This window comes from Corynebacterium sp. (assembly GCF_030532325.1).
In the GTDB taxonomy this organism is placed as follows: Bacteria; Actinomycetota; Actinomycetes; order Mycobacteriales; family Mycobacteriaceae; genus Corynebacterium.
In genome coordinates this window covers 26,133-46,948 of the sequence record NZ_JAUNLS010000001.1, presented here as the reverse complement: position 1 = coordinate 46,948, position 20,816 = coordinate 26,133, and the positions used below count along the sequence as shown (strand labels likewise).

Genomic DNA, 20,816 nt, shown 5'->3' with positions numbered 1-20,816 from the left:
CGGGTTGTTGACATGCACACCGCTTCGAAGGCTGGGGCCGCTGTGCATTAAGGTAGTGGGCAGCTTTTATTTGTCGTCGTGATGCACAAGGATTCTTCTGCGGTGAACAAGACCTTTCCAGCCCTCCTGCTCTGCGCCTTCGCGGTGTCAGGCTGCAGCATCCTCCAGCCCCAGGACACCGGGCTGAACAACAACATCGTGGTCTCCAGCTCCGAGGTGCCCAGCTTCGAGCCACAGAAGGTAAAGGAGAAGGAGGTCAGCACCGATCTCTCCGCCCCGGTCAAGGACCCCGGCCTCAATGTGGAGTTCGAGCTGCAGAGCCTCTACTCCGATAGCGTGGCCGGCACCGTGGTGACCATTAAGGTGCACAATCTCAACGAGGTGCCCCTGCCTGTCGACGCCATCGAGGATCCCGTCCTGGAGCGCGCCGACGGCAACGGCGGCTGGGCCAAGGTAGACATGCTGCCCTATGACCCGGAGGTCAACACCAACGTGGCAGCCCCCGGGTTGGACTACCCGCTGGGCGCGGGGGCCTCGACTAACCTGCAGTACCGCTTCGACACCGCGCCGGGCAACCTGTGGAATGCGCGCTTGCACATCGGGAACATAGTCTACGTGGGAGCACTCAACCTGTGAGTACCGATTCTGTCAAGGAGCTCGTCGTCCTAGCCTCGCCGGCAGGAGAGGCCATCGGCACCGCGGAGAAGTCCCAGGTGCACACCACCGATACCCCGCTGCACTTTGCCTTCTCCACCTGGCTGGTGCGCGGGGGAGAGGTGCTGCTCACCCGCCGCGCGCTGAGCAAGCAGACCTGGCCGGGCGTGTGGACCAACGCCTTCTGCGGCCACCCCGGCCCGGGCGAGGAGAACGCGGCGGCGGTTATGCGCCGCGCGCAGCTGGAGCTGGGCCTGGAGAGCTCAGCGCTGCTGGAGCTGCGCGAGGTCCTGCCGGACTTTGCTTACCGCGCGGTGGATTCCTCCGGCATTGTGGAACATGAAATCTGCCCGGTCTTCATCGCGCATTTGGCCGAGGATGCCACCCTTGCCCCCAACCCGGATGAGGTGGATTCCTTGGCCTGGGCACGCGTGAGCGATCTCATCGCCGCGGCGGAGGCCACCCCCTTTGCCTTTAGCCCCTGGATGGTAGAGGAGCTGGCGCACGAAAAGCTGCGCGCCGCCCTACAGTAGGCCGGGCGCGGAGCCCTGGCCGAAGGCCGCCGAGATGTAGTCCAGGCTGCCGTGCGCCATGCGCTGCGCGCCGGTATCCAGCGCGAACTCCCACAGCGCGTGATCGGGGCGGTACTGCTCGAAGCCGGGCTCGCCGTGGCGCAGGAAGTCCTGCAGCCAGCCATTGAGCACCCGGGCGGGCTCGCCAGTATCCACCCCGAAGAGCAGCGGCAGCTCCGCGCAGTGCAGCGCCGGGGAGTGCTCGCCCACGAACTCGATCATCCACGTGGGGCCCGGGGCTTCCTCGGCCACCTGCACGGCCCAGCGTCGCAGGATGGAATCTCCCACCAGCCGGCCCATGGGGCGCTCCTTATCCAGGTAGCGGGCAATCTGGTACCAGGACTCGAAGGCGTTGTGGCTGAGCCCAAAGCGCGGGGCGTAGTGGCGCACGATGAGCTTGCGCAGGAAGGACTTATCCACCTTCTGGGTGGCGGGGATGGCGTAGAACTCGTCGCGGGTGGTGCCCAGCACGATGGGGATCTCCGCCAGCTGCGAGCAGTCCAGCGGGGCTGGGCCCAGCGCCATGTCCAGGGTGTACTTCTTGCGGAAGGCCCGGTAGCCCGCGGCGAGCTTCTCCGAATCCATCGCGGCGAGGGACTCGCGGGTCACGGGTACACCCAGTGCCTCGCGCAGGGCGGGCTCGCGCACCTCGAAGCGCTCGCGAGGAAAGCCGGGGGAGAGGGCGATGAGGCGCCGGAAGGCGCCGCGGTAGTGGTCGCGGCGGGCCAGCCAGAGCGCCGCGTTGGCCCCGGCGGATTGGCCCAGCACGGTGACGTTGGTGGGATCGCCTCCGAAGGCCTCGATGTTGGACTGCACCCACTCCAGGCCCAGCTGCAGGTCCTCGATGGCGCGGTAGTGATCCGCTTCGTCGTCGGCAAAGCGCGCAAGCCCGGCCAGCCCCACTCGGTAGCCCAGCTGCACCTGCACAATTCCCGCCTCGGCGTTGGTGGTGCCCTCGGCGCGGGCATCCTCGTGGGTGCCGTGCTCGTAGCGTCCGCCGTGGATGTAGACCACAACGGGGGCGTCGTGGGCCTCGGCGGGGGCGGTGATGCTCAGCGCGATGGCCTCCGGGCGCGGCGTGCGCGCGTCCTGGTCTCGGGGAGGAGCGGGTTGCGGGTCCTCGAAGTCCCCCGGGATGAGGGAGTAATCGATGGAGTGAAAGTAGTTCACCTCGCCGCGCTGGTAGCCGGTGATTGTGCCAGCCGGGCAGGCGATCTCAACGTTGCTCATGGGGGAGACTGTACCGGGGTGGGTAAACTTGACGCACATGGAATGGATTGTGCAATCTCCCGTCTGGGCGCAGATGACGGTGCTCGTGCTCGTCGCCGTGCCTGCCGCGGTGGTCCTGGCGTGGGGGCTGATGTGGCTTATCGACGCCACTTGGCGCCGCCTGCGCCCCGCGGACTAAGGTAGATGACCATGTCATCAGCACCCCAAGATCCGCGCGAGGGCCTCTGGGACCCCGAGCGCGCCCCGCAGCAGCGCCGTAAGCGCGCCCTGCCCAAGTCCCGGGTGGGCGTGACCCTGTGGGCCATGATCGCGCTCGTGGTGATCGTCGCCCTTATCGGCGCGCTCTTCTAGCAGCCGCGGCTACCTGGCCGTAGAGCTCCAGAGAATCCAGGTCCTCCAGCAGGACGGGGTGGCCCTCGCTATCGCACAGCGGCAGGCACCAGTTGGGGTAGAGCTCGTGGGTGGTACCCGGCTGGTTCTGGGCACGCAGGTCTCCCACCATGTCCACCAGGCTGGTGCAGCTCAGCGCCGAGGGGGTTCCCGCGATGAAGCGGTGCAGCGCGATGAGCTTGTCCTCGTCACTGGCCTGCACAGAGCTGCCCGCCGCGGCCAGCACCGCCTGCTGCCACTCGCGGTCCTCCGCCTCCTCTTCCGCCACCGGGCGGGTGAGCAACCCCAGGCGGGCGCGCAGCGCGATGTGCTCGCCGCGCAGGTAGGCCAGCGTGGGCGGGAGATCGTGGGTGTTCACCGAGGCCAAAGCCAGCCGGCGGTACTTCTCCTGCGGCAGCGGCGAGCGGTTGTCCTCGTCGCGCTCAAACCACACGATGGAGGTTCCCAGCACTCCCTTATCCCGCAGCGTGTGCTGCACCCAGGGCTCGAGGGTGCCCAGATCCTCGCCGATGAGCACCGCGCCGGCGCGCTGGGCCTCCAGCGCCAGGATGCCCAGCAGGGCCTCGTGGTCGTAGTAGACGTAGGTGCCGGTCAGCGGCGAGGCCATGCGCGGGATCCAATAGAGACGGAAGAGCCCCAGGATGTGATCCACGCGCACCCCGCCAGCGTTGCGCAGCACGGTGGCCACCATCTCCCGCCAGGGCTGGTAGCCAGCCTCCGCCAGGCGCACAGGGTGCCACGGAGGTTGGGACCAGTCCTGGCCCTGCTGGTTGTAATCATCCGGCGGCGCGCCCACCGAGCACTGCGGGGCCAGGTACTCGGCCAGGTTGACCGCGTCCGCCCCGCCCGGGTGCACGCCCACCGCGAGATCCGTGATGAGGCCGATGCGCATGCCGGCGGCCAGCGCGCGGCGCTGGGCGGTGGCCAGTTGCTCGTCGCAGAGGAACTGCAGCCAGGCATAAAAGCGGGTCAGCTCGCCTAAGTCGATATCCTCGGCGTGGCGCTGGCCACTTAAGCGCGCCAGCTCCTGCTGCGCGCACCACAGGGCGAACTGGTGCAGGCCCATGCCCTCGCGGCGCTGGAAGGCGGCAAAAGCCTCCTGGCGCTCCACGGGGGAGTCCTGCGCAAAGAGCTCGCGCAGCACCTGCAGCTTGGCCTCGAAGATGGTGTCGCGGTCAATCTGCTCGGCGCTGTGGTTGCGCTCGCGGAACTCTTGGGCCAGTTCCTCCACGTCCTCCTGCAGCTCCGGGGCCAAGAGCTCAAGCTCCGGGATGGACTCGATGTGCAGGTAGAGCGGGTTGATAAAGCGACGGGTGGTGGGCAGGTAGGGGGAATCCTCCACCGGCGGCAGCGGCTCGGCGGCGTGCAGCGGGTTGATGAGCAGAAAGTCTGCCTCCGGGGCGAGCTTTTCTGCCAACAGCGCCAGATCCTCGAAGTCGCCGATGCCCCAGGAGCCGCGCGAGCGCACCGAGTACAGCTGCGCCATGACGCCGGCGGCGGGGCGCTCCAGGTAATCGTCGGCGGTGGTAATCCGCGCCGGGGTGATGATCAGTGGGCACTCGTGGTGGCCGATGCCCGGCGAATCCAGGTGCAGGGTGTGGAAGCCCAGCGGCAGATCCCCCGGGATGTGGAAGGAGGCCTCGCCCCAGGTGGTCCCGGAGACGTCGGCAGGCGGGGCGTCGTTGGGGTCCTGGTAGGCCGGGCGGGTGGAGCCATCCTCCAACTCGATGGAGACCTCGGCGGGATCGCCGTCGTGGACGTGGACGGCAAACTGCTTCTCCACGCCCTGCGGGGCCACCACCGCAGGCGGCAGCGGGCGGGAGGAGCGCTCCAGGTAGTCCTCGTAAAGCGCGTGGGTGAGCTCGTCGGCGTCGGGGCGCTCGGAAATATTTACGCCCAGCGCGCGCAGCGTGTACGTCAGGGTGTCATCGCTGACAAAGACGGGGTGGCCAGACTGGGAGGTGTACTCGCTGGCCACCGAGTGGCGGGCCGCGAGCTCTTCAAGCAGTTTGCGGGTAGTCACATCGCCACATTCTGCCATGTCAATGAAGCGCGCGCCGGGGGAGTGGTTGGTAGAGTGGGCTGGAATTGCTTTATATAGGAAAGGAAGTACCGTGACTTTACCAGAAGTACATACTCCTGCTGAGTATGAAATCGAAGAAGGCGAGACCTGCCTGACCGCCATGCTGGCGACGGCCCGCGCCCGGCCGCACGGCGTGATGTTTACCCGCCCGGCCAACTACGAGTGGATCAACGTCACCGCCAAGGAGTTCGCGGAAGAAGTCTTCGCCGTGGCCAAGGGCCTCGTGGCTTCCGGCATCGAGCAGGGGGACCGCATCGCACTGCTGTCTGCCACCCGCTACGAGTGGTCGCTGCTGGACTTCGCCATCTGGGCGGCCGGTGCCATCAGCGTGCCGATCTACCCGTCTTCCTCCCTCTCCCAGGTGCAGTGGATCATCGAGGATTCCGGTTCCGTTCTGGCCATCACGGAAACCCGCGAGCACTCCGAGCTGGTGCAGCACCTCAAGCTGCACGAGGACGGCACCCCGCAGCTGAAGGATTCCCCCTCCCAGCTGCGCCGCATCCTGGAGATTAACTCCTCGGCCATCGACACCCTGAAGTTCGAGGGTCGCGAGATCTCTGACGATGTCATCCGCCAGCGCATCAAAGACACCAAGACCGATGACATCGCCTCGCTGGTCTACACTTCCGGCACCACCGGGCGCCCCAAGGGCTGCATGATCACCCACCGCAACTGGCTGGCGGAGGTGCGCGGCCTGCTCACCAACCCCATCGGCGCCATTGCGGTGCCCGGCTCGCACGTGCTCACCTTCCTACCCCTGGCGCACGTCCTGGCCCGTGCGGTCTCCCTGGCGGTGGCCATCAGCGGCGCTTCCCAGAACCACTGGTCCGATTTCAGCACCATCTCCATCGAGTTCGCCCGCTCGCGCCCCAACCTCATCCTGGGCGTGCCGCGCGTGTTTGAGAAGGTGCGCAACGCCGCCTCCGCCAAGGCGCATTCCTCCTCCGCCATCAAGGGCGCCATCTTTGATCAGTCGGAGAAGGTGGCTATCGAGTACTCCAAGGCGCTCGATACCCCGGAGGGCCCTGATCGCTTCCTCAAGGCCCGCCACAAGCTCTTTGACAAGCTGGTGTACTCCACCGTGCGCCAGGCCATGGGTGGGGAGGTGCGCTACTGCATCTCTGGCGGCTCGGCCATCTCCGCGGATCTGCTGCACTGGTTCCGCGGCATCGGCGTGACCATCTATGAGGGCTATGGCCTCACGGAGGTCGCCGCCGCCGCCGGGGTGGACTTTGTGGATCAGACCATCGGCACCGTGGGCCCGCCCCTGGGCGGCACCACCTACCGCATCAATGAGGAGGGTGAGATCCTCATCAAGGGCGACATCGTGTTCAAGGGCTACTGGAACAATCCGGAGGCCACCGCGGAGTCCCTGCAGGATGGCTGGTATAACACCGGCGACTTGGGTGAGATCAACGACGAGGGCAAGCTCATCATCACCGGGCGCAAGAAGGACCTCATTGTCACCGCCGGCGGCAAGAACGTCTCGCCCGGCCCGATGGAGGATCTCCTGCGCTCCCACCCGCTCATTTCCCAGGCGATGGTGGTTGGTGACGGCAAGCCCTTCGTGGGCTTGCTGCTCACGCTTGACGACGACGCCTTGGGCCGCTGGAAGGCCGAGCACAACATCCCGGCCTCCCGCCCGATGAAGGAGGTGGCCACGGATCCGACGTTGCGCGCCGAGATCCAGGACGCCATCAACCAGGTCAACGCGACTGTCTCGCACGCCGAGGGCATCAAGAAGTTCTACATCCTGGAGCAGGACCTCACCGAGGAGAGCAACGAGTTGACCCCCACGATGAAGGTCAAGCGCTACGTTGTGGCGAAGCGCTATGCCAGTGCGATTGATCAGATTTACTCGGGCAAGAAGTAGGCGCGAACCCCGCGCTTTGCGGAGTCTGTGAATCCGCTCGGAGTGTCGCGCAGCCCGCTGACAGGAATTGGAATAAAGTCAGCGGGGTCAAACAAACTCTCAACCTTTACTAGAGGTTCCGGGCATTGCGGAAAGGAGCGGCTGGAAAGCACATGCACAAAATCGCCGCCGAGCTGCGCCACCGCGAGCTCACGCAGGAGATCTACAACATCGGCGACGAAGTCGTGGAATACATCGAGCACCTCATTGAAGCGATTGAGGATTGGGATGACGAACTGGCCATGGATTGCTTGGCCGAACTGGGGGACATCGTTGAGGATGCCCGCGTTGACTCCGGCCGCTGTGTGGGCGAGCTCATCGGGCTGCGCCACGCGCTGGTCTCCGGTCTGAAGTCCGGCACCATTTCCGCCGCCTCCTCCGGCGATTTCGATATCGAAGAGCCGGTGCAGCTTACTGCCCGCTCGTTGGATGAAGCCCTGCCGATGAGCGGGCCGACCATCGTGGTCTCGGAGCTTGCCGCGACACTCTGCGCTAGGACCGAGGCCGTGACGGCCTACCTGCGCGAGTTAGTGGAGTATGTGCTGGGGCAAACTGACGCCGTGGCCCGCAACCTGGACATGGTCTCGCTGCCACACCTGTACAAGCGCGCTGGCCAGTCCACGCTCATCGCGGTGCAGGCGTGGCACCACACCGTGGTCGATGCGCACCCGGCCTATGTGCGCACGATGCGCGGGCACAATCCGCCGCCCTTCCTGGAGGAGCGTGCACGTGTTAACGCCATCGTGGCCCGAGTCCGCGCCAAGCGCGAGGCCGCCCGCAAGGCAGCCACCACGGCATAGGCCCGCAACAACAAGCTTCCTTGTTACCAACACACAAGGAGACCTGAAACGCCGCCGAGATTCCCTCTCTCGGCGGCGTTTGTCTTTTCTGTTTGTCTAGATGCCAGTGTTCTTGGCGGGAGCGGCCTGATCCAGCTGCTCGGTAATCTGCGGCCAGAGCTGGCCCATGATGTCGTTCCAGGTGAGGATCCACACCGTCTTGTCTTTACCGGGCTTGCCCACCACCACGATCTGCTCGTTGCGGGCACGCATGTGGTCCAGGGTCTTGGCCACGGTGGTCGAGGAGGCCACGTTCACCGCCGGGCGGGAGAACTCCAGCACCGGGGTGTCCGGATCTGCCAGGAGGGTATCGCGCACGTGCACCACACGCGGGAAGCGGGAGTCCTTGCCGTAGACCAGCACGCGCATGACGGACTTGCGCACCACGAGATCCTGCAGCTCCGCCACGGTGGCGTCGGAGGACAGGGGCATAACCTCCGAGCCGTGCTCGCGGGCCAGCGCGCCGGCGGTGGAAGCCTCCAGCTCGATGACGCCGCTGATTTGGTTCGCGGAGTCGTCATCCAGCGTGCCGGTGGCGCGGGAGTGCTCCACCAGGTGGCGCAGGGTGGCGGCGTCGTAGCCGGCGGCGCCCGCGCGGTCCACGGGCTCCTCGCCCGCGGCGATGACCAGCTTGTTGGCCATATTATTGATCCACTTGAGCAAGGGGCGGAAGAGCCAGATGAAGCCGCGGGCCGGCACCGCGATGAGCTGCAGGGCGGTCTCCGGGTGGGTGATAGCCCAGGACTTCGGGGCCATCTCGCCGATGACGAGGTGGAGGAAGGTCACCACAAACAGCGCCAAGATGAAGGAGACAACGTCAGCCACACCCAGCGGCAGACCGAGCGCTTCCAGCGGGCCCATGAGCAGGTGGTGCACCCAGGGCTTGGTCACGGCACCGAGCACGAAGGTCGCCGCCGTAATGCCCAGCTGGGCGCCGGCCAGCATGATGGTCAGCTCGTTGAGGGAGCGCAGCCCAGCGCGCGAGGCACGCGAGGTTTCCGCGGTCTCCTCCAGGCGGTTGCGGCGCGCGCCCATCAGCGAGAACTCGATGACCACAAAGAATGCGGAGGCAACAATGATCAGAATGGTTACCAGCAGGTTAAACCACCAGGTATCGGTCATCGGCTGGCCTCCTCTTTCTCGTTGCTGTGCCCGTGGTGCTGCTCGTCCTCGTCGTCCTCGAACTCCTCGATGAGCTCCAGGGCCAGGGTGGAGGGCACGTGGCGGTCAATCTCCTCGACCCGCATGCGCAGCTTGCGCACTGGGGCCTCGTCGCCGTCGACCCAGTCCTCGGGCTCGGCTTCGAGCTCGATGGTGTGCACCTCGCCCTCCTCGGGCAGCGCGCCGGAGTGGGCGATGAGCAGGCCGGCCACGGTCTCGAAGTCGCCCTCGGGCAGGTCGTGGCCGATGGCGCGCTCCACCTCGTCGATGGGCGTATCGCCGTCCACCAACCAGTGGCTCTCGTCCTGCTCGGTGATCTCCTCGGTCTCTTCGAGGTCGTGCTCGTCGGTGACGTCGCCGAGGATCTCCTCGGCCAGGTCCTCCATGGTCACAATGCCCACGAAACCGCCGTACTCGTCGATGACGCAGGCCATCTTCTGTTCGGCGTCGCGCAGCTCCGTGACGACGTCGGGAAGCGGCATGAGCTCCGGAACCACCACCGGCTCGTGCATGATCTCGGTGGCGAGGGTGGCGTCGGGAAGCTCGGTGCCCAGGACGTCGTAGAGGTGCACCACACCGATGGGATTGTGCTCATCGTCGATGATGGGGTAGCGGGTGTGGTTCTCCGCCATCATCGCGCGGACCTCACCGATGGTGGTCTCCGGATCGATGACGTCCACGCGCGAGCGCGGCACCATGGCGTGCTCGACGTCGTGCTCGGGGAAATCGAGCAGGCGGTCAAGCGCCAGGTAGGTGTTCTCATCCAGGTCGCCGGTCTCGTGCGAGGCGTCCACGATGGACTCCAGATCATCGGTGGTGGCGGAGGAATCGATATCCGCCACCGGCTCGATGCCGCACAGCTTGAGCAGTGCGTTGGAGGAGTACTCGAAGAAGTGGATGAGCCAACCAAAGACCTTGAGATACCACAGCGTCGAGGCAGACAGCCACAGCGCGGTCTTCATCGGCGCGGCGATGGTGAAGTTCTTGGGAAAGAGCTCGGCAAAGAGCATCGTCGCGATGGTGGAGATGGCCAGCGCCAGGATGGTGCCCACCGTCACCGACACACTCGTGGGCACGCCCACCCCGCCCAGCAGGGCGCCAATGCCCTGGCCCACCAGCGGTTCGGCCACGTAGCCGATGAGCAGGCCGGTAATAGTAATGCCCAGCTGTGCGCCGGAGAGCATGAGAGAGGTTTTCTGCGTAATTTTCAACGCGGTCTGCGCTTGTTTATCGCCTTCGGCGGCGCGCAGACGCAATTGGGCGCGGTCCACGGACATGAAGGAAAATTCCTGCGCCACAAAATAACCGTTTGCCACGATAATCAGACCGATGACGGCAAAGCCCGCCAGGATCATCAGGATTGCGGATAACACGGCTTACCCCACCGCCTTTACGCGGCGGCGGGGACATCGACTCGGAGGTTCCACTCAGGGTGCCTTTCTGACTGAGGTGTACAAATTGGGGGGGAACTGCGCAATAGAATACATCTTTTCCAGGGCACAGGGCTACATCCTCGGTGCGCCTCGCTAGGGTAGGTGGGCATGAGCGAACCCTTTGGCGTGTACATCCACGTGCCCTTCTGCGCCTCGCGCTGCGGCTACTGCGATTTCAACACCTATACCCCGGGCGAGCTGGGAGGCGATCTCACCGCCGGCTACCTCGACGCGCTCGACCGCGAGCTGGAGATGGCCGCCGATCGCGTGGGCAGGCCGGCGCAGACCGTCTTCATCGGCGGCGGCACCCCGAGCCTGCTTGGCGCGGAGGGGCTGGGCCGCATCCTGTCCACGGTGCAGAAGACCTTTGGCCTGGCCCCGGGCGCGGAGGTCACCACGGAGTCCAACCCGGAGTCCACCTCCCCGGCGTACTTTGCCGGGCTTCTCGACGCCGGCTTTAACCGCGTCTCCTTGGGCATGCAGTCGGCGTCCTCCAGCGTGCTCCAGGTCCTCGAGCGTGCGCACACCCCGGGGCGGGCCTTCGACGCCGCGCGCGAGGCCCTCGACGCCGGCTTCGAGCACGTCAACCTCGACATGATCTACGGCACCCCCACCGAGCGCGACGAGGACGTGCGCGCCACCCTCGAGCGGGTGCTGGACACCGGCGTGGACCACGTCAGCGCCTACTCGCTCATCGTGGAGGACGGCACCCGCATGGCCCGCAAGGTGAAGAAGGGAGAGCTGCCCGCTCCGGACGAGGACGTCCTGGCCCGGCGCTACGAGCTGATCTCCTCCGCGCTGGAGGAGGCCGGCTTTGAGTGGTACGAGGTCTCCAACTGGGCCAAGCCCGGCGGCGAGTGCCAGCACAACCGCATCTACTGGGTGGACGGCAACTGGTGGGGCGCGGGCCCGGGCGCGCACTCCCACCTGGATGAGACCCGCTTTTTCAACGTGAAGAACCCGCGCACCTACATCGCCACGCTGGGCGAGGGCACCCTGCCCATCAAGGACTCGGAAGCCTTAAGCCCCGCCGAGCGCCACACCGAGAAGATCATGCTGGGCCTGCGCCTGCGCGAGGGTATTCCCGCCGAGTGGCTGGACCCGGCGGCGGCCGGCGCGGTGGAAGGCTTCGTGGGGCGCGGCCTGCTCGAGCACGCAGGACCCCGCCTGCGCCTGACCAAGCCCGGGCGCCTGCTGGCCGACGGCATCATCACCGATCTGCTGCTGGCGGAGGAAGTAGAGTAGGGCCCATGTCTGCGTCTGCCTCTGTGTCCTCGACCACCCACGCACGCCGCCAAGAGGTGCTGCGCGCTATCGTGGCGGACTACATCGCCTCCCAGGAGCCGGTGGGCTCCAAGGCCCTGCTGGACCGCTACCAGCTCGGGGTGTCCTCGGCGACCATCCGCAACGACATGGCGGTGCTGGAATCCGAGGGGCTCATCGCCCAAACCCACGCCAGCTCCGGGCGCGTGCCCACCCAGAAGGGCTACCGGCACTTTGTTGACTCCCTGCACCACGTCAAGCCGCTGTCCGCCCCGGAACGCCGCGCCATGCTCAGCTTCCTGGAAAACGGCGTGGACATGGAGGACGTGCTGCGCCGCTCCGTGCAGCTGCTGGCGCAGCTGACCAAACAGGCCGCCGTGGTGGCCCTGCCCACCCTCAAGGTCTCCCGCGTCAAGCACCTGGAGGTTGTGGCGCTCTCCCCGGTGCGCCTGCTGCTGGTGCTCATCACGGACACCGGGCGCGTGGAGCAGCGCAACGTGGAGCTCGACGAGCTTATCGACCCCGAGCAAACCCACCGCCTGCGCGATATTCTCAACTCCGCGCTGGCCGGCAAGACGCTCAGCGAGGCCTCCGTGGAGCTGGCCGAGCTGGTTGCCTCCGCGCCCCTGGACATTCGCCACCACCTACTCAAGGCCGCCACGACCCTCATCGAGACCCTGGTGGAGCAGCCCTCCGACCGCCTCATCATGGCCGGCACCTCCAACCTGACCCGCGTGGCCCGTGATTTCCCGGAGGGCCTGGCCTCCATCATCGAGGCCCTGGAGGAGCAGGTGGTGGTGCTTAAGCTGCTGGCCAGCGTGCCGGATTTGGGCAATGTCTCCGTGGTGATCGGCGAGGAAAACGAGTCCGATCAGCTGCGCCAGACCTCCGTGGTGGCCGCCGGCTACGGCTCGGACGACGCCACCCTGGGCGGGCTCGGCGTGGTGGGGCCGACGTACATGGACTACTCGGGAACAATTTCTAAAGTCTCCGCTGTTGCACGCTATGTCAGTGAGATTTTGGCCGGCGAGTAAGCTGGCTTTCTTGATAACCCGTGACTCAACCTGAATTAGTAAGGACGACAGTAAGTGGCTCGTGATTACTACGGCATTCTTGGTGTAGATAAATCCGCAACCGACGCCGAAATTAAGAAGGCGTACCGCAAGCTCGCCCGCAAGTACCACCCCGACGTCAACCCGGGTGACGACGAAGCAGCCGAGAAGTTCCGCGAGGCTTCCGTGGCCCAGGAGGTTCTGCTCGATCCCCAGAAGCGCCAGATCGTGGACATGGGCGGCGACCCCCTGGAGGAGCGCGGCGGCGGCGCCGGCGGCTTTGGTGGCTTCGGGGGCGGCGGCCTGGGCGATATCTTTGCCGAGTTCTTCGGCGGCGCCGGCGGCTCCCGCGGCCCGCGCTCGCGCGTGCAGCCCGGCAACGACGCCCTACTGCGCACCACCATCACTCTGGCGGAGGCCTACTCGGGCCTGCGCAAGGAGGTCACCGTGGACACCGCGGTGCTCTGTGACCGCTGCGAGGGCACCGGCTCTGCCTCCAAGTCCAAGCCGGTGACCTGCCAGGGATGCGGCGGCATGGGCGAGGTCCAGGAGATGCAGCGCAGCTTCCTGGGCAACGTCATGACCACCCGCCCCTGCCCACAGTGTCAGGGCTACGGCGAGGTCATCACCGATCCCTGTGGTCACTGCGGCGGCGACGGCCGCGTGAAGAAGCGCCGCGATCTCACCGTCAACATCCCCGCTGGCATCGGCGACGGCATGCGCATCCGCATGGCCTCCCAGGGCGAGGTGGGCCACGGTGGCGGCCCGGCCGGTGATCTCTACGTCGAGGTCACCACCCAGCCGCACCCCGTCTTCGAGCGCAATGCCGACGATCTCCACCTCACCGTGCGCGTGCCGATGATCGACGCCGCCCTCGGCACCAACTTCACCATCGAGCAGCTCGACGGCACCGAGCTGACCATCGACGTCGAGCCGGGCACCCAGCCGGGTGAGTCCATCACCGTTGAGGGCAAGGGCATGCCGCGCCTGCGCACGGATGGTTTTGGCAACCTGCACGCCCACGTGGACGTGGTGGTGCCCACGGACCTGGACCGCAAGACCCGCGAGTCCCTGGAGAAGATCCGCACCTCCCGCAACGAGGGCGCCGAAATCCGCCAGTCCGGTGATGGCCACGGCGAGTCTCTCTTCTCCCGCATCCGCGATAGGTTCCGCCGATAATGTCTTTGCCGGTCTTCATCCACCCCGATCTCAGCGCTGCCGAGCCCGCCCACCCCGTGGCGCTGGAGGGCCCGGAGGCTCGCCACGCGGTGACGGTCAAGCGCATGGGGGCGGGCGAGCGCCTGCAGCTTGTCGATGGCTCCGGGCTCCGCGTCGACGCCACCATCACCGAGGTCAGCGGCAAGGACCAGCTGACGGCCACGGTGGATGCCGTGGTACTCGATCCCGCGCCTACCCCGCGCGTGGTGGTGGTCCAGGCCATCCCCAAGTCCGAGCGCGCCGAGCTTGCCGTCGATCTGGCCACCCAGGCCGGGGCGGACGAGATCGTGGTGTGGCAGGCGGATCGCTGCGTGGCCCGCTGGGATGCCAAGAAGGCGCCGAAGGCCCTGGCCAAGTGGGAGGCGGCCGCCACCGCGGCGGCCAAGCAGTCCCGGCGCAGCCGCATCCCGGCGGTGCGCGGGCCGCTGAGCACCCCGCAGCTGGCCCAAGAGATCCAGAGCGCTCGCGCCCTGGTGCTGCACGAGGAGGCCACCGAGTCCATCAAGAACGTGGAGCTCGGCGCCGAGGTGATCTACCTGCTGGTAGGCCCCGAAGGGGGCATCGGGCCGGAGGAGCTGGCGCGGCTGACCGAGGCCGGCGCCACCCCCGTCAAGCTGGGCGCCGAGGTTCTGCGCACCGCCACCGCCGCGATGGTGGCGCTGGCCGCCCTCGGCGTGCGCACGCAGCGCTGGTAGCCTTGCATACCGTGCCTATTATCACCCAGAAGATTGCTCTCGACTCCCAGTACGTGGCCACCGTGCTGGGCAACGCCGACGACAACCTCCGCGTGCTCAACAACCTGCTTGATGCCGATCTCTTCGCCCGCGGCACCACGGTGACCGTCACCGGCCCGGACTACGAGGTGGCCCGCGCCGCCAAGGTGCTCGACGAGCTCGAGGCGATTGCCCGCCGCGGCCACGCGGTGAGCACTGACACCGTCAAGCACACGATCGACATGGTGGCCATCGAGGCCCCGCAGTCGGTCTCAGCCGCCCTGGCCGCGGACATCATCTCGCGCCGCGGCAAGAGCATTCGCCCCAAGACGGTGGGTCAGTCCGCCTACGTGCAGGCCATCGATGACAACACCGTGGTCTTTGGCATCGGCCCGGCCGGCTCCGGCAAGACCTATCTGGCGGTGGCCAAGGCCGTGCAGGCCCTGCAGTCCAAGCAGGTCTCGCGCATCATCCTCACCCGCCCGGCCGTGGAGGCGGGGGAGAAGCTCGGCTTCCTGCCGGGCACCCTCAATGACAAGATCGACCCCTACCTGCGCCCGCTTTACGACGCCCTCCGTGACATGCTCGATCCCGAGATGATTCCTAAGCTCATGGAGGCCGGCATCATCGAGGTGGCCCCCTTGGCCTACATGCGCGGGCGCACGCTCAACGATGCCTTCGTCATCCTCGACGAGGCCCAAAACACCACCCCGGCGCAGATGAAGATGTTCTTGACCCGTTTGGGCTTCGGCTCCAAGATCGTGGTCACCGGTGACATCTCCCAGGTGGATCTTCCCCGCGGGCAGGTCTCCGGCCTGCGCCTGGTGCGCCGCATTCTCGACGGCGTACCGGACATCCACTTTGCGGATCTCAGCGCCGCCGACGTGGTGCGCCACCAGCTGGTCGGGCGCATCGTGGAGGCCTACGATAGCTACGACGAGCGCCAGCAGGCCCGCCAGCGGGAACACTCCGAGCAACGAGAGGACTAGCCCCATGAGCATCGAATTCATCAACGAGTCCGGCTTCGACGGCGTCAACGAGGAAATGCTCATTGACGTCGCCTCCTACGCCTTCGGCCGCATGGACATCAACCCCGACGCCGAGTGCACCATCACCGCCGTGGACCTCAAGACCATCGCCGATCTCCACGTGCGCTGGATGGATCTGGACGGGCCCACCGACGTCATGAGCTTTCCCATGGACGAGCTCACCCCCGGCGTGACCGGCGGGCGCCCGGACTCCCCGCAGGCCGGCCCGGCGATGCTCGGCGATATCGTGCTCTGCCCCGAGTTCGCGCAGCGCCAGGCAGAGGCCGCCGGCCATTCCCTGGGCCACGAGCTGGCTCTTCTTACCGTGCACGGCTGCCTGCACCTCTTGGGCTACGATCACACCACCGCCGCCGAGGAAAAGGAGATGTTCGGCCTGCAGAACGAGCTTCTGGCGGATTGGTACGACGACCTCGCCGAGCGCGGGGTGAGCTACCAGCCCAAGCCCTCCGGCCCCAAGGCCTTCCCGGACGCCGCCGAGCGCGCGGCGCTGGATAAGGAGGTCCCCGGCGGCGGCACGCCCAGCAACTAGGGCTGCAACGAGTCCCACCGCTTTCGGGGACGCGCGGCGTGGTTCTTCCGCGCCCCCGGGGCTAACAAGGCACAATGAATTCCCATGAACATTCTTTCCATCCAGTCCCACGTCACCTTCGGCCACGTTGGCAACTCCGCCGCCGTCTTCCCGCTGCAGCGCTGCGGCCATGAGGTGTGGCCCATCCACACCGTGAACTTCTCCAACCACACCGGATACGGCGATTGGGGCGGGCCGATGATTCCGGCGACGGATGTGACCTCGATTGTGGACGGCATCGAAAAGCGCGGCGCCTTCCCCCGCATCGATGCGATCCTCTCCGGCTACCAGGGTGGTTCCGATATCGCCGGCGCCATTATCGACGCCGTCCGCCGCATCAAGGCCGTCAACCCCTCCGCCCTCTACGCCTGCGACCCGGTGATGGGCAACGCCAAGTCCGGTTGCTTCGTTTCCGATGAGATCCCGCCGCTGCTGCGCGACAAGGTGGTCCCCGTGGCCGACATCATCACCCCGAACCAGTTCGAGCTAGGCTACCTCACCGATCATGAGGTCGGCACCCTGGAGCAGACCCTGGCCGCGGTCAAGGTGGCGCAGGAGATTGGCCCGAAGACGGTGCTGGTGACCTCGGTTAAGCGCCCGGAGACCCCGGAGGACACCGTGGAGATGCTGGCTGTCGACGGCGAGCGCGCCTACATCGTGGCCACCCCCTTCCTGCCCTTCAAGCGCAACGGCTCCGGCGACGTCACCGCCGCGCTGTTTACCGGCCACTACGTGGAGACCCACGACGCGAAGCTGGCGCTCAAGCGCACGGCCTCCTCGGTCTTTGACCTGCTGAATGTCACCTTTGAGGCCGAAAGCGAGGAGCTGCAGCTGGTGGAGTCCCAGGAATACTTTGCGCACCCGCGCCTGCAGTTCCACGTGGAGGAGCTCTAGGCCGCAGCCCGTCCCTCCAGCCTGCCGTCCCCATTCCGCACCCCTCCATTGTGCAAAAGTCTGAACCTGGATGGCTGAACCTGCAGGTGGTGATAGCGGCGTCGACAAGCGTGGCGAAGCACGACCATGAGGTTCAGCCATCCAGGTTCAGCTCTTTGGCCGACAGAGCTGATCTGCTGAGCCTATCTGTTAGTCAGCGAAGTGCGGCCCGGTGCGCTAAAAGTAAGGCATGTCACAAAGCGCCCGTTCTGCCCTCCTGCGCCGAATCAAAGCCGAACTCATCGACCTCCGCCGCCTGCCCAACAGCGATGCCCGCTGGCAAAAGATCCACAACGGTAAAATGCCCACGCTGGCCTGGTGCTACGCCATGCCGGGCCAGGTGTGGTACGGCTTGGCGCGGTGGGAGAGGGACATCGCCAGGCTTTATGTGCACGCGCTCACAGCGCCGAAGGCCATCCTGCTGGACAAAGCCGCGGCCATGATTTTGGGAATTCCCGTGCTCTTTGAGACAGAGAAGTATTCCGTCACCCTCGAATCTAACGCGGTGGGGAGCAAAGGTCGCGGGCATTTCTTTGCCTACGTACGCACCAAGCTCAATCGGGAGATTCTCGAGGTCGAAGGCGTACGCGTCAGCTCGCTGGGGCGTACGGCGATCGATATTGCCAGGCGGTACGGCTTTGCAGAGGGCCTGGTGGCGATGGATTATGTGCGCTCACAGCGGGTCGGGCGCGAGCGCCTGGATTCCATGCTCGGCGCGATGGGGCGGGTGAAAGGGATCGCGCAGGCGCGCCGTGCGGTGAAGGAAAGCGTGAGCAACTCCGAATCGCCGTGGGAGTCCTACGCGCGCGGGCTGCTCATCGAGGCCAACATCCCGGGAGTCAAGCGCATCAGCACGCAGTTTGAGGTGGAGCGCTACCGCGCCGACCTAGCGGTGAACGGGTGGTTGCTCATCGAAATCGACGGCAACGTCAAGTACCGCTACGAGCCCGAGGAGGTCATCAGCGAGGAACACCGCCGGCAAAAAGCACTGCTCAACAAGGGCTACGTGGTCATGCGCTACAGCCCGGAGGAGCTGCGCCGGGACCCGCAGGGCTTCGTCGAGGCGGTGCGCAGGCAGGTGCAGGCAGGGCCGCGCCCGTTGCAGCGGGGCGGGGGATCCAAGGAAGTCTGAACCTGGATAGCTGAACCTCCTGGTCGCACGACGCCGCGCTTGCCGACGCCCCCACATCCCACCTGGAGGTTCAGCCGTCCAGGTTCAGCCATCTGCGGCAGGGGAGTGCAACCGCGGCGTATGTCAGGGCTCCAAGGCTTGCAACGCAGTGGGCTAAGATGAGTGCAAATGAGTAATGACTACACACAGTTCACCGACACGCCCGAGGGCTTCCGCTCCGGATTCGTGTCCTTCGTGGGCCGTCCCAACACCGGCAAGTCCACGCTGACCAACGCCCTCGTGGGCGAGAAGATTGCCATCACCGCCGACCAGCCCGAAACCACCCGCCACCCCATCCGCGGCTTGGTGCATCGCGAGGACGCGCAGGTGGTCGTCGTCGACACCCCCGGCCTGCACCGCCCGCGCACGCTGCTGGGCGAGCGCCTCAACGAGGTGGTCAAGGACACCTACGCTGATGTCGACGTCATCGGCCTGACCATCCCCGCCGATGAGAAGATCGGCCCTGGCGACCGCTGGATCCTCGAAAACGTGCGCAAGGTGGCGCCGAAGACGCCGATCATTGGCATCGTCACCAAGCTGGATAAGGCCAGCAAGGATCAGGTCGGCGCCCAGCTGCTGGCCCTGCACGAGCTGCTCAGCCAGGACAACCCCGAGGCCGTGGTCATCCCGGTCTCCGCCACGCAGCGCGTGCAGCTCGATGAGCTAGTCCAGGTCATCGTGGATCACCTGCCCGAGGGGCCCAAGTTCTACCCGGATGATCACATCACGGACGAGGACCAGGAGGAGCGCATCGCCGAGCTCATCCGCGAGGCCGCGCTGTCCGGCCTGCGCGCGGAGCTGCCGCACTCGGTGGCGGTCGAGGTCGATGAGATTCTGCCCGATCATGATCGCCCGGGCGTGCTCAACGTGCACGCCGTGATGTACCTGGAGCGCCCCGGCCAGCGCCGCATCATCGAGGGCAAGGACGGGCGCCGCTTCAACCGCATCATCGGCACGGCCCGTAAGGAAATTATCCAGCTGCTGGGGCAAAACGTCTACCTTGACCTGCGCATCAAGGTGCTCAAGAACTGGCAGCAGGACCCGAAGCACCTGGGGCGCCTTGGCTTCTAGGCAGTCTTTCCGGGACCGCGCGCTGGTCATCCGCTCCTATGACTTCGGGGAGGCGGATCGCGTCATCGTCCTGCTCACCCGCCACCATGGTGTGGTGCGCGCGGTGGCCAAGGGCGTGCGCCGCGCGAAGTCCCGCTTCGGCTCCCGCCTGCAGCTCTTTGTCAACCTCGACGTTCAGCTCTACCCGGGCCGCAACCTGCACACCATCTCGCAGGCGGACACCGTGGATTACTTCGGCGCGCAGATCATCGATGATTACGAGCGCTACACCTGCGCCTGCGCCGCACTGGAGACGGCCGAGCGCCTGGCTTTTGCCGACGCCGCCGGGGACCCCTTCCTCTACGATCTCACCGTCGCCACGCTGCACCGGCTGCAGGCCGAGCCGCCCACGCAGACCCTCGACGTCTTTCTGCTGCAGGCCATGGCGCACGCTGGCTGGGCGCCCAGCCTCTTCGACTGCGCCCAGTGCCAACGCCCGGGCCCGCACCACGCCTTCCACCCGGCCGTCGGCGGGGCCTGCTGCCACGAGTGCCGCCCGCCGGGGGCCGCGGAGGTGGACCCGGAAAGCTTGCACCACATGTGGCTGCTGGCCCACGGTCACGCCAGCTCGCCCACCCACGCCCAGGCGCAGGAGGCGCATCAACTCATCCGCGCGCACCTGCAGTGGCACCTGGAGCGCCGGCTTTCTTCCTTGGGCGTGATGGAGCAGTAGGGTGGCGCCCAGTAGGATGTAATCCGTGATTACGCCTGACCCGAACCGAGTTCTGCATCCCCCGGCTATTCCGGAGGAGTTTCTTCCCCGCCACATCGCGCTGGTCATGGACGGCAACGGCCGCTGGGCCGAGGAGCGCGGCATGAAGCGCACCGAGGGCCACCGGCGTGGGGAGGCTGTGCTTCTCGACGTCGTCGATGCCTGCCTGTCCATGGGCATCCCGTACCTGTCGGCTTACGCCTTCTCCACGGAGAACTGGCGCCGCAGCCCGGAGGAGGTGCGCTTCCTCATGGGCTTCAACCGCGACGTGCTGCGCCGCCAGCGCGAGTGGCTCAACGAGCGCGGCGTGCGCGTGGTGTGGGCGGGCCGCCGCCCGCGCCTGTGGCGCTCGGTGATTAAGGAGCTGGAGGCCGCCGAGGAGCTGACCAAGGGCAATACGCGGATGACGCTGGCGATGTGCGTCAATTACGGCGGTAGGGCGGAGCTTGTCGACGCCATCCGGGTCCTCGCCGAGCGCGCCGCCCGCGGGGAGATTTCCCCCTCGGCGATTACGGAGTCCACGGTGAGCTCGGTGATGTATGACCCGGGCATGCCGGATGTGGATCTTTTCCTGCGCCCCTCGGGGGAGAAGAGGACCTCGAACTTCCTGCTGTGGCAGTCGGCCTACGCAGAGATGATCTACCAGGACAAGCTCTTCCCGGATTTCACCCCTCAGGATCTCTTTGCGGCGGTCGAGGAGTATGCGCGCCGCGATAGGCGCTTCGGCGGGGTGAAGTAGCTGGTGAAGTAGCT

At 66.4% G+C, this 20,816-nt stretch carries 21 protein-coding genes; 17 read left to right on the top strand and 4 right to left on the bottom strand.

Annotation, left to right across the window (positions count from 1 at the left end; all coding sequences use genetic code 11):
• Window positions 1-102: 102 nt before the first annotated feature.
• Complete coding sequence (locus tag Q4E25_RS00230; RefSeq protein ID WP_303152747.1) at window positions 103-636, top strand: hypothetical protein; 534 nt, start codon at window positions 103-105, stop codon at window positions 634-636.
• Window positions 633-1,187, top strand: coding sequence for an isopentenyl-diphosphate Delta-isomerase (gene idi / locus Q4E25_RS00225; RefSeq protein ID WP_303152745.1), 555 nt, complete (start codon window positions 633-635; stop codon window positions 1,185-1,187). Before Q4E25_RS00230 ends, idi begins: the two co-directional genes overlap by 4 nt.
• Here the strand turns inward: idi and Q4E25_RS00220 are convergent.
• Entirely contained in the window at window positions 1,179-2,456 is a 1,278-nt protein-coding gene (locus Q4E25_RS00220) for a carboxylesterase family protein (protein ID WP_303152743.1), read from the bottom strand. The genes idi and Q4E25_RS00220 overlap by 9 nt on opposite strands.
• 49 nt (window positions 2,457-2,505) lie before the next feature.
• Between Q4E25_RS00220 and Q4E25_RS00215 the strand changes: the two genes are divergently transcribed.
• Together Q4E25_RS00215 and Q4E25_RS00210 are read left to right on the top strand one after the other, a co-directional pair.
• Complete coding sequence (locus Q4E25_RS00215; RefSeq protein WP_303152740.1) at window positions 2,506-2,634, top strand: hypothetical protein; 129 nt, start codon at window positions 2,506-2,508, stop codon at window positions 2,632-2,634.
• Window positions 2,635-2,645: 11 nt separating this feature from the next.
• Entirely contained in the window at window positions 2,646-2,807 is a 162-nt protein-coding gene (locus Q4E25_RS00210; protein WP_303152738.1) for a hypothetical protein, read from the top strand.
• Here Q4E25_RS00210 and malQ read toward each other — a convergent pair.
• Window positions 2,788-4,869: a 4-alpha-glucanotransferase gene (gene malQ / locus Q4E25_RS00205; protein WP_303152737.1), complete on the bottom strand. Its 2,082-nt coding sequence runs from the start codon at window positions 4,867-4,869 to the stop codon at window positions 2,788-2,790. The genes Q4E25_RS00210 and malQ overlap by 20 nt on opposite strands.
• Window positions 4,870-4,960: 91 nt before the next feature.
• Here malQ and Q4E25_RS00200 point away from each other — a divergent pair, with 91 nt between their 5' ends.
• Together Q4E25_RS00200 and Q4E25_RS00195 are read left to right on the top strand one after the other, a co-directional pair.
• Entirely contained in the window at window positions 4,961-6,802 is a 1,842-nt protein-coding gene (locus Q4E25_RS00200; protein WP_303152735.1) for a long-chain fatty acid--CoA ligase, read from the top strand.
• Window positions 6,803-6,954: 152 nt separating this feature from the next.
• Window positions 6,955-7,641, top strand: coding sequence for a hypothetical protein (locus tag Q4E25_RS00195; RefSeq protein WP_303152733.1), 687 nt, complete (start codon window positions 6,955-6,957; stop codon window positions 7,639-7,641).
• 96 nt (window positions 7,642-7,737) lie between these two features.
• Here Q4E25_RS00195 and Q4E25_RS00190 read toward each other — a convergent pair whose 3' ends face one another.
• Both Q4E25_RS00190 and Q4E25_RS00185 read right to left on the bottom strand, forming a co-directional pair.
• A complete protein-coding gene (locus tag Q4E25_RS00190; RefSeq protein WP_303152731.1) occupies window positions 7,738-8,802 on the bottom strand; it encodes a CNNM domain-containing protein in 1,065 nt (354 codons plus the stop codon).
• Entirely contained in the window at window positions 8,799-10,214 is a 1,416-nt protein-coding gene (locus Q4E25_RS00185) for a hemolysin family protein (RefSeq protein WP_303152730.1), read from the bottom strand. The genes Q4E25_RS00190 and Q4E25_RS00185 overlap by 4 nt, the downstream gene beginning before the upstream one ends.
• Window positions 10,215-10,382: 168 nt before the next feature.
• On the opposite strand from Q4E25_RS00185, the gene hemW reads away from it, so the two are divergent.
• The 11 genes from hemW (at window position 10,383) to Q4E25_RS00130 (ending at window position 20,802) form a co-directional block, all read left to right on the top strand.
• On the top strand, window positions 10,383-11,519 hold the full coding sequence (hemW, locus tag Q4E25_RS00180) for a radical SAM family heme chaperone HemW (protein ID WP_303152727.1): 1,137 nt from the start codon (window positions 10,383-10,385) through the stop codon (window positions 11,517-11,519).
• Window positions 11,520-11,542: 23 nt separating this feature from the next.
• Complete coding sequence (hrcA, locus tag Q4E25_RS00175) at window positions 11,543-12,571, top strand: heat-inducible transcriptional repressor HrcA (protein WP_303153170.1); 1,029 nt, start codon at window positions 11,543-11,545, stop codon at window positions 12,569-12,571.
• 54 nt (window positions 12,572-12,625) lie between these two features.
• Window positions 12,626-13,768: a molecular chaperone DnaJ gene (gene dnaJ, locus Q4E25_RS00170; protein ID WP_303152724.1), complete on the top strand. Its 1,143-nt coding sequence runs from the start codon at window positions 12,626-12,628 to the stop codon at window positions 13,766-13,768.
• Window positions 13,768-14,502 carry a 16S rRNA (uracil(1498)-N(3))-methyltransferase gene (locus Q4E25_RS00165; RefSeq protein WP_303152722.1) on the top strand — a complete coding sequence of 245 codons (735 nt, stop codon included), beginning with the start codon at window positions 13,768-13,770 and terminating at the stop codon, window positions 14,500-14,502. The genes dnaJ and Q4E25_RS00165 overlap by 1 nt, the downstream gene beginning before the upstream one ends.
• A gap of 11 nt (window positions 14,503-14,513) precedes the next feature.
• Window positions 14,514-15,509: a PhoH family protein gene (locus Q4E25_RS00160; protein WP_303152719.1), complete on the top strand. Its 996-nt coding sequence runs from the start codon at window positions 14,514-14,516 to the stop codon at window positions 15,507-15,509.
• Window positions 15,510-15,513: 4 nt separating this feature from the next.
• Entirely contained in the window at window positions 15,514-16,098 is a 585-nt protein-coding gene (gene ybeY, locus Q4E25_RS00155; protein ID WP_303152718.1) for an rRNA maturation RNase YbeY, read from the top strand.
• Between the two features lie 84 nt (window positions 16,099-16,182).
• On the top strand, window positions 16,183-17,031 hold the full coding sequence (gene pdxY, locus Q4E25_RS00150) for a pyridoxal kinase PdxY (protein ID WP_303152716.1): 849 nt from the start codon (window positions 16,183-16,185) through the stop codon (window positions 17,029-17,031).
• Window positions 17,032-17,260: 229 nt separating this feature from the next.
• Window positions 17,261-18,202: an endonuclease domain-containing protein gene (locus Q4E25_RS00145; protein WP_303152712.1), complete on the top strand. Its 942-nt coding sequence runs from the start codon at window positions 17,261-17,263 to the stop codon at window positions 18,200-18,202.
• 168 nt (window positions 18,203-18,370) lie between these two features.
• Window positions 18,371-19,312 carry a GTPase Era gene (gene era, locus Q4E25_RS00140; protein WP_303152711.1) on the top strand — a complete coding sequence of 314 codons (942 nt, stop codon included), beginning with the start codon at window positions 18,371-18,373 and terminating at the stop codon, window positions 19,310-19,312.
• Entirely contained in the window at window positions 19,302-20,024 is a 723-nt protein-coding gene (gene recO / locus Q4E25_RS00135; RefSeq protein ID WP_303152709.1) for a DNA repair protein RecO, read from the top strand. The genes era and recO overlap by 11 nt, the downstream gene beginning before the upstream one ends.
• 25 nt (window positions 20,025-20,049) lie before the next feature.
• Entirely contained in the window at window positions 20,050-20,802 is a 753-nt protein-coding gene (locus tag Q4E25_RS00130; RefSeq protein WP_303152707.1) for an isoprenyl transferase, read from the top strand.
• Window positions 20,803-20,816 lie beyond the last annotated feature (14 nt).